Here is a 14,202-nt window from a genome sequence, read left to right as displayed (position 1 = left end):
CACAGTCGTAGGCGGGGAAGCCGGGACGGGCAAACAGTCGGCCATCCGGGAACAAACCGGAAATCTTTATCACCAGCGACGAAAACGAATACGTGATTGAGAAGTAGACACATGCCACCAGGAAACACACAGTTTGGCTTGATCCCGATCGACTGGGAGTCGGAACCGGTTCCTAACCTCGGACAGTACGACAGTTACGAAGAGGCGCGTGCGAACTTCGAGTGGGAGATTCCGGACACGTTCAATATCGCGACCGACGTCGTCACCCGCCACGCGGAAAAACGCGGCCGGGTCGCCCTGTTTCAGCGAATCGAAGACGAGGGGGAACGGACGTACACGTTCTGGCAACTCGAGCGCGAATCCAACCGACTGGCCAACGCTCTCGAGGCACGCGGAATCGGACAGGGAGACAGGATCGCTATCGTCGGGGCACGAAGCGACCGGGTGATGCTCGCACACCTCGCGGCCTGGAAACTGGGCGCGGTGAGCGTCCCACTTTCGACACTGTACGGCGCGGATGCACTCGAGTTTCGGCTCGACGACTGTGACGCGAGCGCGGTCTTCGTCGATCGGGGCCTCTCGGAGACGCTTTCGGATGCACTGGAGTCGATCGATACCGTCGAGTGCGTCGTCGAAATGGGAGGAACGACGTCACAGTTCGACGAGGTCGAGGCGATCGGCTTCGAGGAGTTGGACGACGCACCGAGTTTCGAAGCCGTCGAGACCGCGGCCGACGATCCCGCGCTCATCCTGTATACGAGCGGGACGACCGGCAGGCCGAAAGGCGTCGTCCAGGAACACCAGTCGCTTCTTGGCTGGTTGCCGAGTTTCCAGATGTGTTTCGAGCTCCCCTGGCACGACAGCGACCCGCTTTTGTACGCGACGCCGGACCTCGCGTGGATCGGCGGGATCAACCTCGTACTCGGTTCCTGGCACTATGGGTTCCCTGCGTTTCGCTACGACTCCCGGTCCAGGTTCGACCCCGAAACGGTCTTCGAGAACATCGACCGCTACGGTCCGACCCGTGCGGTGTTGGTTCCGGGGATGCTCAAGCCGATGTCGAAACTCGACGCCTCGCAGTACGACCTCGACTCGTTGCAGGTCGTCATGTCCGGCTCCGAACCGGTCTCCGAACAGCTCTACGAGTATGTCACGGAGACGTTGGGTGCGAACCTAAACGAGATGTACGGCCAAACCGAGGCCATGCATCTCGTGACGTCGTGTTCGCAGTGGGTCGATGCCGATCCGGGAAGTCTCGGCTACCCCGCACCCGGACACGACGTCCGCGTCATCGACGAAGACGGAACCGAGTGCGATCCCGGCGAAACGGGGATCATCGGCCTGAGAGGGCCCGATCCGGCGATGCTTCTCGAGCTATGGAACGACGACGAGGCCACCCAGCGGAAGTTCGTCGCCGACGACGAGTGGATGAACACCGACGACCTGGGATACTACGACGAGGACGGACAGCTCTGGTTCAAATCGCGAGCCGACGACCTCATCATCACCAACGGCTACCGAGTCGGGCCGGCGGAAGTCGAGGACTCGATCCGTGAACTCGAGCAGGTTCGGGAGGTCGGAATTATCGGCGTCGAAGACGAAAACCGCGGCGAGATAATCAAGGCGTTCATCGAACCAGCCGAGGGGGCAACCCCCGACGAACAGCTCAAAGAACAGGTTCGATCACACGTCAAGAACAACCTCGCGAAGTACGAGTATCCGCGAGAGATCGCGTTCATCGACCACGTGCCGACCACGGTCACCGGTAAGATCCAACGATCAAAGCTCGAGGAACGCGAGCGTGAGGGTGCGGCCTGAGACAGTCTGATTTGACGTCCTTCGACCGACCGCCGGGCCCCGACTGTTGTGACCGTGACCAACTCGCGGTCGCTCGAGCGGGGAAATAATAAAATACCCCTGGTGCAATTACAACCGCGATGGAGATTACAGCAATAGAAACGCACGTACTGCAGGGCGACGTCGAATCGACGTCGATTCCGTCGATCGGGGCGGTCGAGGTCGGCTCGGTTCTCGTCGAAGTACACACGGACGAAGACGTCACCGGCTACGGCGAGTCGTTTCACAGACAACGCGTCGAGGACAACGTCGTGCTCGCGCGCGAGATCGAATCGCTCGAGCAGTACCTCGTCGGGACGAACCCGCTCGAAATTAGCGAACGATGGTCCGAACTCTACGTCCACGTGAAGCGATCCGGCGCGTACAAAGCGCTCTCCGCGATCGACGAAGCGCTGTGGGATATTACCGGCAAAGAGGCCGGGCTCCCGGTCTACCAGCTTCTCGGCGGCAACCACGGCGATCTCAGCGCGTACGCAACGTTCCCGATCCAGAAGGAGGCGGACGAACTGGTCGAGGACGCCCACTGGCTCGCTGAGAAGGGCTTCGAGTCGCTCAAGATAACGGCGGGGCTGGGCGTCGAACGGGATCGAGAGCGGATCGAGACGATCGCCTCGAATCTTCCGGACGGGTTTCGGCTCGCGATCGATGCGAACACCTCCTACGACTTCACCGACGCCGTTCGACTCGCCAACTCGGTCGAAGAACACGAACTCGTCTGGTTCGAGGAGCCGATCGCGCACACCGATACAGACGGCTACGCCGAGTTCCGAAAGCAGGCGTCGGTTCCGCTGGCGGGATTTCAGACCCACACACCTCACTACTCGGCCGTCGACATGCTCCAGGCCGGAGCGCTCGACATCTACCAGCCGTCACTCGACAACGTCGGGGGCATCACGGCGGCACATCGCGTCGCCGTACTCGCAGAGGCGTTCAACAAGCGGATCGTCCCACACGCGTTCGGACCCGCGGTCAACTACACAGCGAGCTTGCATCTCGCCGCGGCCAGTTCCGCGTGCTCACTCATCGAGTTCTGCGTGTTGAGCGACGATATCGACGACCCTGGAGAGTTTATCGCGAGCCCGTTCGTCGCGAATCAGGACGAACTGTCCGTCGCCGACGGCGGCGACATTTCCCCGCCCGACCGACCCGGCCTCGGTATCGAACTCGACAGGGACGTCCTCGAAGAGTACCGAATTGAGCACTGAGACGATAACCGTCCGGTCCGTCGATATCCGCCTCGAGTGAGCGCCCGTTCGACTCGCCAACCACGAAGTCGAGGTGGATCGGTTGGCCGTTGCGTGTGACTCGTTGGCAATATAACGAAAGGTTTATTTAGGTGTTACTCATCGTCTCTGGTGTCCATGTGGGAAGTTAGCAATATCCGCAACGGTAGTCGCACGGTTACTCGTCGCCAGGCGTTATCGATAGCTGGCGGCGGGGCAGTGGTCGGATTGGCCGGCTGTGTGGGTGATCTCGGGTCCGGCGATGAAGACGCCGAATTCCCGTCCAACGCGATCCGGGCGCTCATCGCGTTCGGAGAGGGGGGTGGGACCGACATCTACGCCAGGCAGGTCTGGGGACAGGTGTCGGCACAACGAGACGTTTCCTTCGAATTCGACAACGTTCCCGGTGCCGGTGGAATGACCGGGGCGAGCGAATTCGCCGCCTCGGATCCGGACGGCTACACGATCGCACCGTTCAACGCACCCGGCGACATCATTCCCGCGTTGATCCAGGACGTCGACTTCGACTTCGAGGAGTTCAGAGGCGTCGCCGCATACGCCGAAGAGGAGTTCGTCATCGTCGGCAACCCGGACGAAGCGATCGACGACTTCGACGAGATGGTCGACCGCTACGCGGACGGAGAGTTCGAGGCCTTCGGTGGGATGCAACCGGGAACTCAGTTCAACATCATTGCAACGATCCTTAGAGACAACGCGGATTACGACGTGCAGTGGGAGAACTACATCCCCTACGACGGCTCCGGTGAGGTCGGCCAGGCGGTCGCCAGCGGCGAAATTCCGAACGGCATCGTCACCGTCTCGACCGCAGAAGACATGTCAGAGCAGGTCGACGTCGTCGCCGGTCTGGTCGACCACCAACTCTCTGCGTTCCCCGACGTGTCCAGCCTCACCGATCTGGGCTACCCGGATCTTGGCTACCTGGGCGGGATGGTCAGAGCGACCTACGCACCGCCGGAGACGCCCGACGAACACATCGAGTGGCTCGAGGACGCCGCCGAAGAGGCGATCGAAAGCGACGAACTTCAAGGATGGGCCGACGAAGGTGGTCTCCACCTCGAGTTTATGGGCGGTTCGGAGTTCGTCGACGATCTCACTGCGGAGTCGATTGGGAACATTCGCGACGAGATCGACCTCGACGAGTTCAGGGAGTGAGAGCGACCAGCGTCGACTCTCTTCCAGTCATCAACAATCTTCACACCAGTTCACACAAATCCAATGAGTACCGACAAATCCGGAATTTCGCGAGCCGATCTGACGTCCGAGCACGTGATGCTCGCCGCTATACTCGCGATCGCCTCGTACATGCTGATCGGGTCGTACGACTTCTCCGATAGCGCAGCGTTGTTCCCGCGTTTCACTGCGACGATCACGATCGTCGGCGTGGCCTTGCTGTTGACCAGGGAGTACCTGCCGAGCCCGCTTTACGAATACGTCGCCGAGTCGACCGACGTGCTAAGCGACTACGGCGAGGAAGCCGAGGACGACGATACACAGGGGACGTCCGTAAACACCCCCAGTGAGAGACCGATCGGGGCCACGACGTTTACCGTCGTATCGCTCATCGCGTACGTCGCCGGTGCGTACGTCGTCGGACTCCTCTGGGTGACGCCGCTTTTCGTCCTCGGATACACGACGTGGTTTCGCCTGTCCTGGCCCGTCCGGATCGCGCTGTCAGCCACCGCGTTCGCCATCGTCTACGCGTTCATGGCGATCCTGAACGTCGACCTCCACGAGGGATTCGTGGTGACAGTATTCTAACCCATGATCGATAGTCTCTTCCACGCGATCGATCTCGTCTTCTCGTGGCCGGCGATATTCTGGCTCGCGGTGGGGATGCTGTTTGGCATATTCGTCGGCGCACTACCGGGTGTCGGTCCGAACCTGGGGATGGCGGTCGTGCTTCCGTTGACGGTTCCCCTCGACGGAATCACTGCAATTATCCTCCTGATCAGTATCTACAGCGGCGCGATGTACGGCGGGAGCATCGCCGCGATACTCATTAACACGCCCGGAAACGCGGCCGCCGCGGCGACGACGTTCGACGGCTACCCGATGACCCGCCTCGGCCAAGCACGAAAGGCACTGGCCGTCTCGGCGACTGCATCGTCACTCGGCGGCATGTTGACGATCGTAACGATCATCCTGCTCTCGCCACTGCTGATCGAGTTCGTCCTCATGTTCGGATCGCCCGAGTACTTCCTCATCGCCATGTTCGGCCTCGTGTTGATCACGGTGGTTACCCGCGGATCGATGGTCAAGGGGATCACGGCCGGCGCGTTCGGACTGTTGCTTACGTCCGTCGGCATTCCCGTGATGACCTTCGAACAGCGGTACACGTTCGGCATCCTGGAGCTTCAGGACGGGATTTCGTTCGTCGTCGCCCTCATCGGCGTCTTCGCGATCGGCGAGATGATGCGCCTGGCGGCCGAACAAGGCGGTATCGTCAAAGAGGACGTCGAACTCAGCGGGAGTATCGCCTCCGGTTTCTGGGAAGTCATCAAAAATCCCGTTTCGACGATCAGATCGGCATTTATCGGGCTCGGGATCGGAGCCGTCCCCGGTTCCGGTGCATCGGTCTCGAACTTCATCTCCTACGGCGAGGCGGTCAGAAGCGACAGCGACGATAGCTACGGCGAAGGCAACCCCAAAGGCGTCATCGCCTCCGAAGCCGCAAACAACGGCACCGTCGCGGGCTCGCTCATCCCGACGCTCTCGTTCGGGATTCCGGGCAGTGGTGCCACGGCGATTTTGCTCGGTGGGCTCTTGATGCACGGCATTCGCCCCAGTCCGGAACTGTTCGGCGCTGATCTGTACATCACGTACGCGACGTTCATCGCGCTGGTCGTCGGAAACGTCTTCATCTTCCTGTTCGGACTCATCATCGTCACCCGGACGGGACACTGGTTCACCCGGATCAACACCGACTACATCATCCCGCTCGTCATCTGTCTCGCGGTGACCGGTTCGTTCGCGATTCGGAACAACTGGCTCGACCTCGCGTTCGTCGTCGCGTTCGGTGTCCTCGGCTACTACATGGTCAAGCACAATTACTCGATCATCGCGTTCGTCCTGGGTATCGTGCTCGGACCGATCGCCGAGGAGAATCTGTACCGTACGATCGAACTCGGCGGATTTCCGGTTTTCCTCGAGCGCCCGCTGTCGATACTCCTGCTTGCGCTCACCGTGCTCGTCCTGGTCGGTCCGCTGATCAAGAACCAACTCGAGGCCAGACGGAACGCGGCCTGATGCGAACGGCCTGGAGTCCCCCACTTACACAGTACAACGATGGTACGCAAACCCCTCGACGACGTCACCGTTATCGACGTCTCGTCGTACGTCAGTGCATCGTTCGGAACGATGATTCTCGCGAATCTCGGCGCCGAAGTGATCAAGGTCGAACAGCCAGGCGACGGTGATCCAGCCCGATCGGCCGGTCCCCCGTTCATCGACGGTGAATCGCCGTATTTCATGTCGGTGAACTACGGGAAGCGAAGCATCGAACTGGATCTAAAAAGTGACGACGGCCTCTCGATCCTTCGCGAGCTCGTCGCCGACGCCGACGCCTTCGTCGAGAACTTCCGCCCTGGAACGGCCGAACGGCTCGGAATCGACTACGAGTCGCTCACCGACGTCAACGAGAGCCTCCTCTATTGCTCCGTGTCGGCGTTCGGCGAGGACGGCCCGTGGACGGACCGGCCGGGGTACGACCTCCTCATCCAGGGGATGTCGGGGCTCATGTCCGTAACCGGTGAACCCGACCGGCCGCCGGTGAAAGCCGGCGTCCCGGTCTCCGACCTCGTCACCGGAAGCTGGGTCGCACAGGGCGTTCTCGCCGCGCTCTACGAACGCGAACGATCCGGCGAGGGCGAGCGAATCGAACTCGCGATGTACGACGCGATCCTCCCGTATCTCACCAAGCACGCGGGAGCCGTCTTTGCCGGCGAATCCCCCGAGCGAATGGGTTCTCGAGATCCCGTCATCGCTCCCTACCAGGTCTTCGAGGCCGCTGACGGCTATCTCGCCGTCGGAATCGGCAGCCAAAAGCTCTGGACCGAGTTCTGTGTGGCGATCGATCGCGCCGACCTGGCGACGGACGATCGTTTCGAAACGAACCCGGACCGCGTCGACCACATGGACGAACTCGAAGCCGAACTCGAAGCGACGTTCCGGGAACGCCCGGTCGAGGAGTGGGTCTCGCTTCTGGCAGACGAACACGGCCTCCCGGTGGGCCCCATCAACGACGTCGCCGACGCACTCGAGAACGAACACGTCGAAGCGCGCGGGCTGTTGACCGAGGTCGACCATCCCACCGCAGACGACGTCCCGGTCGTCGAACACCCGCTCCGGTTCGGCCGACTCCAGAGCGGCTTCGACGATCACGCGCCCGTCCTCGGCGAGGACACCAGAGACCTGCTCACCGACCACGGCTACGACGACGACGAGATCGAATCGCTCGCCGCCGATCGCGTGATCGGCTCCATCGACACCCCCGCCGACCGAAATCCGGGTGAAGAGTCGTGAGCGACCTCGGTCCGTACCGCTCGCTCTCGGTCGACGTCGACGACGGCGTCGCGACGGTGACGATCGACCGCCCGGACGTCCTGAACGCCCTCGACACCGCCGCCGTGTGCGACCTCGACCGCGCGTTCGACGAACTGACGTTGTGCTCCGATATCGACGCGATCGTTCTGACCGGAGCCGGCGACCGAGCCTTCTCGAGCGGTGCGGACGTCTCCGAGTACGAAACCGCGGACGAACGCTATCACCGTGCCCGGAGCCGCCAGAGCTACGAGATGGTGAAGAAGGCGCGATCGATCCGTCCGCCGACGATCGCCCGGATCGACGGCTACTGTCTGGGCGGCGGGCTGACGCTCGCGATGTACTGTGATCTTCGAATCGCGTCGAAGACGGCCGAGTTCGGCGTTCCCACGATCCAGATCGGCCAGATCCCCGGCGGCGGAGTGACGTACCGTCTGGTCGAACTCGTCGGTGAAGCCGGAGCGAAGGAGATCGTCCTCCTCGGCGACCGGATCGGCGCTGATCGTGCACGGGAGCTAGGACTCGTCAATCGCGTCGTGCCCGCCGAGGAACTCGACGAAACCGTCGGAGCCGTGACCGCGGCAATCCAGAACGCCGTGGACGGCGCCGCCGCATCGGCCAAGGCGAGTATCAACGAGGTGGCCGACGAGACGGATCGTGCCGTTGCGTTCGCCGAGGAAACGGACCGGTGGCTGACACAGTACGGGGAAGGTGTGCCGTCGGAACCGGCGGAAGGCGACGACGTGTCGGACGGGCGTTAACAGATCCACGTATCGTGTAGCCGGTGGGAGTCGGTCTGACCGATGGCGCGACACCTGTTTTTATGGTTACCCGAGACACAGACCAGGTATGACGGAACCGATCGATGTATCCGGGCTGATAGATATACACGTCCACTGTGGTCCGTCCCCGTTCGATCGACGAACCGACGGATATCAGTGTGCACGCGAGGCCGCGGAGGCGGGAATGGATGCCGTCGTTCTGAAAGAACACCACCTCCCGACTGCCTACGGCGTCCCGTATATCGACCGCTTGCTCGAGCGCGACGGGCTCGACACCGACGTGGTCGGAAGCGTCGTCCTCAACTACTGCAACGGTGGATTCAATCCGTTCGCCGTCGAGTCGGCGATCGCCTACGGCGCCGGCGTCGTCTGGGCGCCGACGATCGACGCTCGCCACCACGCCGAACAGACTGGCTCACTCGGCGCATTCCTCGGCGTCGACGCCGGCGCCGAGTACGAGAACCGAGAGGGAATCTCGGCGCTGGACGGCGGCGAACTGACCGACGACGTCCGACTGTGCCTCGACAAGGTGATCGACCACGACGTGGTCTTCTGTCTCGGGCACCTCTCGTACGAAGAGACGATCGCGATCGTCGACTACCTCGCCGAGGCGGGTCACGATCGGGTCGTCGTCGACCACCCCAACTACGGCGTCACCGATCTTTCGCTCGACCAACAGCGTACCCTCGCCGATCGGGGCGCTTACCTGAACTTTCCGTTTATGGGACTCAGTCCGAAGTACAACTGGATTTCGAGCGAGGACCTCTACGAAAACATCCGCGAGATCGGCGTCGATCGGTGTCTCCTCTCGAGCGACGTCGGCCAGCAGGTCAACCCCAGTTCGCCCGAGAGCTTGCGGATTCTCGGCGAAACGTTGCGATCCGAGGGACTCTCCACATCGGAGTTCCGGACGATGGCCGGCGAGACACCACGCTCGATCCTGTTCGAGTGAAAAGCAGGTGGTTCGCTGATACGGGTTACTATATGAGACGATCCGCTGGACGTTACTTCCGGTCCAACAAGTGTCCGGCTGGCAGTTACGCCGGGAGATCGGTACACCAACGCACGAGACGAGCGGGTACAAGAACGCACGAGACGAACGGGTCGTCGACGCGCCGCCCGTCCCCGTCACTGGGAGCGGAACTCCGACCGTCGGGCTCGGTGCAAGGTTTTTTAATGTGGTGATGCGTTTGTTAGCTCAAGGCATAGAGTATGACAGACGCGAAGTACCCAGTAGCGGAGGTATACCATGGAATTTGACGGCGAGTTTACGCTCGAGGGCGTAACGAGCGAAGAAGTATGGCTTGCACTGTCCGATCCGATCATGATCAAGAACGCACTCCCCGGCTGTAAGTTCCTCACCGAGATCGAGGGAGAACCCGACTTCGACGAACTCGAAGCCGAGGCGACCGACGACGATCCGCCGACGCTTCCCGAGGCCGACCCGGAAGACGTGGCCGATCGAGCGTTCGTCGAGGGTGGACGGTACGCGACGTTGGTCCAGATGAACGTCGGCGGCGTCAATCCACGCTTCGAGACGGTCGTCTCGATCGACAGTCGCGAGTTCCCGCGGATGGAGGCGTCTGCGACGGGGAGTGCATCGGACAGCTCCTTCGAGATGGATTCCGGGATGGAGCTCGTCGAGACGGACGAGGGCGTGACCGTCGAGTGGTGGGCTGAAACCGACGTATTCGGCCGTGTCGCCCAGATGGGACAACGAGTGATCTCGCCGGTTGCAAAACGCGTCATCAACCGGTTTTTCAACCAGATCGAAAGCAACCTCTCGGACGTCAGTGACGACTCGTCCGGACTTCGCGACAGGATCAAAGGGTTGTTGTGAGTGGCGCCGACACGAGACCGTAGATAATCCGGCGACCAACACCTGATCAACACGCATGACAAAACACGATATAGAAATCACAGTTAACGGTACAGAACACGAAATGACAGTCGACTCACGGACGCTACTGGTTCACGCCCTTCGAGACGAACTCGGCTACACCGGTCCGAACGTCGGCTGTGAAAGCAGTATGTGCGGTGCCTGTACGATTCATCTCGACGGGGAAGCCGTCAAATCCTGTACCGTTCTCGCAGTACAGGCCGACGACTCGCAGGTCACGACGGTCGAAGACTTCGCCGACCGGGACTCGCTTCATCCGATCCAGGAGAGTTTCTCGGAAGAACACGGCCTCCAGTGTGGATACTGTACGCCGGGGATGATCATGACGACATCGGAACTGCTCGAGCGAAACCCCGATCCGAACGAAGCGGAGATTCGCGAGGCGCTCGAGGGGAACCTCTGTCGGTGTACCGGATACCAGAACATCGTCAAAGCCGTCGAGTCGGCCGCCGAAAAGATGCGGACGACGGCGACCGCCGAGGGTGACGACTGATGTACCCGTCCGAATTCGACTATCACCGGGTCGAACGCGTCGACGACGCGCTCGACCTGCTGGTTGACGACCCGGACGCGAAGATCCTCTCCGGCGGACACAGCCTCATCCCGATGATGAAATCGGGGCTCGCAAACCCCGGCACGCTCGTCGACATCGGCGAGATCGAGGAGTTAGACGGCATCGAGTGGGACGACGACGCCGTCTCGGTCGGAGCCCTGACCACCTACGCGACGATCGCCGACGACGACGAACTGTGGGACGAACTGCCGGTTCTCGCGGAGGCCGCACACGAAGTGGGCGATATCCAGGTCCGAAATCGCGGGACGATCGGCGGAAACGTTGCACACGGCGATCCCGCTTCGGACCTGCCGGCGGCCGTCCTCGCCGCCGACGCGACGGTCGTCGTCCAAGGAGTCGATGGGAAGCGACGGATCGACGTCGACGACTTCTTCCTCGGGATGTACGCGACGGAACTCGGCGAGGACGAAATCCTGACCGGCCTCGAGTTCCCCCGACGGGAGAGCGACGCCGCCGGTGCGTACGTCAAGAAACCGAGCCCGTCGTCCGGCTACGCGCTGGTCGGCGTCGCGGTTTCACTCGAAGTCGACGGCGGGCGGATCGACTCCGCCCGCGTCGCCGCAAACGGCATCATGGACCACGCCGTTCGGCTCGAGCCGGTCGAGGAGCGTCTCGTCGGCGAAACCGTCGAGGAGGTCTCCTTCGAGGACGCGGCGCAGGTCGCAGACGACGACCTCGAGGAGTTCATGATGATGGACGACATTCAGGCCTCCGCCGAGTTCCGCAGACAGCTTCTGAAAGTCTACACCGAAGAAGCGCTGAACGACGCGGCGGATCGACTCGACGCCTCGCTCCCGACCGCCTGAACGCCGGTCGAGTCTCTCCCGCCACGTCGCGTTGACGGTCGATTTCTGTCCGTCCCGTTGATAATCGAACTCCCGTCCGGAGCGAGTCGGGACTCGAGTACGCGGTTTGACGATCGATCCCTCGAGAGCGACTGACGACCTCGGTTACCGGTGACATTACAAGCACGTAGTGCTAATGACGAGTAGTGACACGACACAGTTCGCCGGACGATCTCCGGTCGATGCCCCGCGGCATGGTGGTGTACGGTGAGTGACGACGGCTCCGCCACACCCGGCGAGGCGGATCGTACCGCCGGCGTCGCTCTCTCGGACGTCACCGAACGAGAGCTTCGGACCGTGTTCGACGAGATGTCCTACGTCGCCAACGACGACCTCCTCACGACGGTGTTACTCGGGCTCCGTCTCGGAAAACCGCTGCTCATCGAGGGCGAGCCCGGCGCAGGAAAGACGGAGCTGGCGAAGGTCCTCGCCCACGGCTTCGACACCGAGCTGATACGGCTCCAGTGTTACGAGGGATTAGCCGCCGAGAACGCACTGTACGAGTGGAACTACACGAAACAGCTCCTCGCCGTTCAGTCGGGCGACCGCGGCGTCGATGGCGACGGCTCCGTGTTCTCCGAGGACTACCTGCTCGAGCGCCCCCTCTTGCGCGCGCTCAGGTCGGACGACGAGACCCCGCAGGTGCTCCTCATCGACGAGGTCGATCGCGCAGACGAGGAGTTCGAGGCGTTGTTGCTCGAGATGCTGTCCGACTTCCAGTTATCGATTCCGGAGCTCGGAACCGTGACGGCCTCGGTTCCACCGGTCGTCGTCATCACGTCCAACCGGACGCGTGGATTGAGCGACGCGTTAAAGCGGCGCTGTCTCTACGTTCACGTCCAGCCGCCATCGTTCGACAAAGAGCGCGTGATCCTCCGGCGAAAGGTTCCGGAACTCGACGAAGCCACGGCCTCGGCGGTGTGTGCCGTCACCCAGGAGCTTCGGGAACACCCGCTTCTCAAACAGCCGGGCGTCGCCGAAACGCTCGACTGGGCACGAGCGCTGGTCGACCTCGAGGTCGACGCGGACGACGAGATAACCGCCGATCGGATCCGCTCGACGGCCGGATTCCTCCTCAAGGAGATCGAAGACGTCGAGCGGATCGACGAACTGGCAGACGACCTCACGGCGGCCGCCCGAGACGCCCGCAACTCGGCGGAGACCGACACTGATCAGAAGCGATGACCACCCAATCAGACGACGACCGAACAGCCATCCCGACGGACGAACGTGTTCGAGTTCGCCTGGTGGAATTCACGCGAGCACTACGGGCGGCCGACGTCGACGTGCCGGCGACGGGAAGTCTCGAGGCGGCGCGGGTACTCGCGGAGGTCGGCGTCGTCGACCGAACGCGGACCAGGGCGGCGCTACGTTCGGCCCTGGTCACCGATCCGACGGAGATCAACACGTTCGATCGGCTGTTCGCGACGTTCTGGCGCGCTCTGATAGCAGAAATCGAGGACGACAGCGGCATCGACTCCGTCCGAGCGGACGAACAGCCTGAACTCCTCGACCTGCCCGAAGCCGATCCGACGCCATCGCCAGAGGCGACCGAAGCAGACGCGGAGATGGCCGACGCCGGTTCGATGCTGGCTGTCGACGCCGAGTCCGACGACTCGGCCCTGACCGATGATCGAGAGACCGTCGCCGGATACAGCAAGCAGGGCGAATCGTCGAAAATTACCCCTCGAGGCGGCCTCCCAGACGAAGCCGAACTCGCCGATCCCGTCCGTCACATCAGCGACGCGCTGGCACGGTTGACCGATCGCGGCTACACGTCGACAGCCGACCCGTCGCGGATCGACGTCCGTCGTGCGTTACGAGAGAGCCACCAGACCGGTGGCGTGATCGTTTCGACGCCGATGGAGGGCCCAAAGCGGACGGCCAGCCGGCTGTTGTTTCTCGTCGACGTGAGCAAATCGGTCCTGGACGTGATCGAACGCGACTTTCTCGTTCGATCCCTCTCGCGCTTTCAGACGGAGAGCCGATCGATACGGACCTTCTTCTTCGATACCTCGGTCCAGGAAGTGACCGATGCGATCGATGCACGCTCGAGTGCTGACGCGTACGAGACGCTCGAGCAACTCGAGGCGACGTGGGGTGGTGGAACACGGATCGGTGGCGCACTGACCGAGATCAAAGAGCGATATCCGACGGCCGTCGACCGACGAACCGCCGTGGTGATCGTCAGCGACGGCCTCGAGACGGGCGAGACGAGCGAACTCGAAGCGGGAATGAACTGGCTCTCGCGTCGGGGTCGGATCGTCCTCTGGTGGAACCCGCTGGCGACGACGCCGACGTACGAACCGACCTGCCAGGGCATGGAAACCGCACTCCCGTTCGTCGACGGGTTGTTCGGGTTCGCAGGCGAGGACGACCTCCACGAGATCGCGTCTCAACTCGAGCGCTACGACGGGAGACAGCCGCTTGGATACGAACGGTCGACCGGTCCGTGACCGGC

At 62.3% G+C, this 14,202-nt stretch carries 13 protein-coding genes; all 13 read left to right on the top strand.

Features of this window, described 5'->3' with window-relative positions:
- Positions 1-111 precede the first annotated feature (111 nt).
- The 13 genes from AB7C87_RS17845 (at position 112) to AB7C87_RS17785 (ending at position 14,197) form a co-directional block, all read left to right on the top strand.
- The gene (locus AB7C87_RS17845; protein ID WP_369730856.1) at positions 112-1,818 is read left to right on the top strand and encodes an acetate--CoA ligase; all 1,707 of its coding nucleotides are present in this window, start codon (positions 112-114) and stop codon (positions 1,816-1,818) included.
- Between the two features lie 119 nt (positions 1,819-1,937).
- Entirely contained in the window at positions 1,938-3,062 is a 1,125-nt protein-coding gene (locus AB7C87_RS17840) for a mandelate racemase/muconate lactonizing enzyme family protein (protein WP_369730855.1), read from the top strand.
- A gap of 258 nt (positions 3,063-3,320) precedes the next feature.
- Positions 3,321-4,253, top strand: a complete 933-nt coding sequence (locus AB7C87_RS17835; RefSeq protein ID WP_369730854.1) for a Bug family tripartite tricarboxylate transporter substrate binding protein — start codon at positions 3,321-3,323, stop codon at positions 4,251-4,253.
- A 63-nt stretch (positions 4,254-4,316) separates the two neighbouring features.
- Positions 4,317-4,859, top strand: coding sequence for a tripartite tricarboxylate transporter TctB family protein (locus AB7C87_RS17830; RefSeq protein WP_369730853.1), 543 nt, complete (start codon positions 4,317-4,319; stop codon positions 4,857-4,859).
- A 3-nt stretch (positions 4,860-4,862) separates the two neighbouring features.
- On the top strand, positions 4,863-6,347 hold the full coding sequence (locus AB7C87_RS17825) for a tripartite tricarboxylate transporter permease (protein ID WP_369730852.1): 1,485 nt from the start codon (positions 4,863-4,865) through the stop codon (positions 6,345-6,347).
- Between the two features lie 39 nt (positions 6,348-6,386).
- Positions 6,387-7,622, top strand: coding sequence for a CaiB/BaiF CoA transferase family protein (locus AB7C87_RS17820; RefSeq protein WP_369730851.1), 1,236 nt, complete (start codon positions 6,387-6,389; stop codon positions 7,620-7,622).
- Complete coding sequence (locus AB7C87_RS17815; protein WP_369730850.1) at positions 7,619-8,401, top strand: enoyl-CoA hydratase/isomerase family protein; 783 nt, start codon at positions 7,619-7,621, stop codon at positions 8,399-8,401. The genes AB7C87_RS17820 and AB7C87_RS17815 overlap by 4 nt, the downstream gene beginning before the upstream one ends.
- Positions 8,402-8,489: 88 nt before the next feature.
- Positions 8,490-9,374, top strand: a complete 885-nt coding sequence (locus tag AB7C87_RS17810; RefSeq protein WP_369730849.1) for a DUF6282 family protein — start codon at positions 8,490-8,492, stop codon at positions 9,372-9,374.
- Positions 9,375-9,671: 297 nt separating this feature from the next.
- Positions 9,672-10,262 (top strand): SRPBCC family protein, encoded by a 591-nt coding sequence (locus tag AB7C87_RS17805; protein WP_369730848.1) that lies wholly within the window; start codon positions 9,672-9,674, stop codon positions 10,260-10,262.
- A gap of 55 nt (positions 10,263-10,317) precedes the next feature.
- Entirely contained in the window at positions 10,318-10,815 is a 498-nt protein-coding gene (locus tag AB7C87_RS17800; protein ID WP_369730847.1) for a (2Fe-2S)-binding protein, read from the top strand.
- Entirely contained in the window at positions 10,815-11,702 is an 888-nt protein-coding gene (locus AB7C87_RS17795; RefSeq protein ID WP_369730846.1) for an FAD binding domain-containing protein, read from the top strand. Before AB7C87_RS17800 ends, AB7C87_RS17795 begins: the two co-directional genes overlap by 1 nt.
- A gap of 348 nt (positions 11,703-12,050) precedes the next feature.
- Positions 12,051-12,926 carry an AAA family ATPase gene (locus tag AB7C87_RS17790; RefSeq protein WP_369730965.1) on the top strand — a complete coding sequence of 292 codons (876 nt, stop codon included), beginning with the start codon at positions 12,051-12,053 and terminating at the stop codon, positions 12,924-12,926.
- A 62-nt stretch (positions 12,927-12,988) separates the two neighbouring features.
- Positions 12,989-14,197, top strand: a complete 1,209-nt coding sequence (locus AB7C87_RS17785) for a VWA domain-containing protein (RefSeq protein ID WP_369730845.1) — start codon at positions 12,989-12,991, stop codon at positions 14,195-14,197.
- Positions 14,198-14,202 lie beyond the last annotated feature (5 nt).

This window comes from Natrarchaeobius versutus (assembly GCF_041205745.1).
In the GTDB taxonomy this organism is placed as follows: Archaea; Halobacteriota; Halobacteria; order Halobacteriales; family Natrialbaceae; genus Natrarchaeobius; species Natrarchaeobius versutus.
This window is presented reverse-complemented; position numbering and strand designations above follow the sequence as displayed.

Excerpts from the sequence above, each read along its gene's own strand:
- AB7C87_RS17795 (WP_369730846.1), top strand. The coding sequence starts at position 10,815 with ATGTACCCGTCCGAATTCGACTATCACCGGGTCGAACGCGTCGACGAC.
- AB7C87_RS17800 (WP_369730847.1), top strand. The coding sequence starts at position 10,318 with ATGACAAAACACGATATAGAAATCACAGTTAACGGTACAGAACACGAA.
- AB7C87_RS17845 (WP_369730856.1), top strand. The coding sequence starts at position 112 with ATGCCACCAGGAAACACACAGTTTGGCTTGATCCCGATCGACTGGGAG.
- AB7C87_RS17825 (WP_369730852.1), top strand. The coding sequence starts at position 4,863 with ATGATCGATAGTCTCTTCCACGCGATCGATCTCGTCTTCTCGTGGCCG.
- AB7C87_RS17840 (WP_369730855.1), top strand. The coding sequence starts at position 1,938 with ATGGAGATTACAGCAATAGAAACGCACGTACTGCAGGGCGACGTCGAA.
- AB7C87_RS17790 (WP_369730965.1), top strand. The coding sequence starts at position 12,051 with ATGTCCTACGTCGCCAACGACGACCTCCTCACGACGGTGTTACTCGGG.
- AB7C87_RS17820 (WP_369730851.1), top strand. The coding sequence starts at position 6,387 with ATGGTACGCAAACCCCTCGACGACGTCACCGTTATCGACGTCTCGTCG.
- AB7C87_RS17810 (WP_369730849.1), top strand. The coding sequence starts at position 8,490 with ATGACGGAACCGATCGATGTATCCGGGCTGATAGATATACACGTCCAC.
- AB7C87_RS17805 (WP_369730848.1), top strand. The coding sequence starts at position 9,672 with ATGGAATTTGACGGCGAGTTTACGCTCGAGGGCGTAACGAGCGAAGAA.
- AB7C87_RS17830 (WP_369730853.1), top strand. The coding sequence starts at position 4,317 with ATGAGTACCGACAAATCCGGAATTTCGCGAGCCGATCTGACGTCCGAG.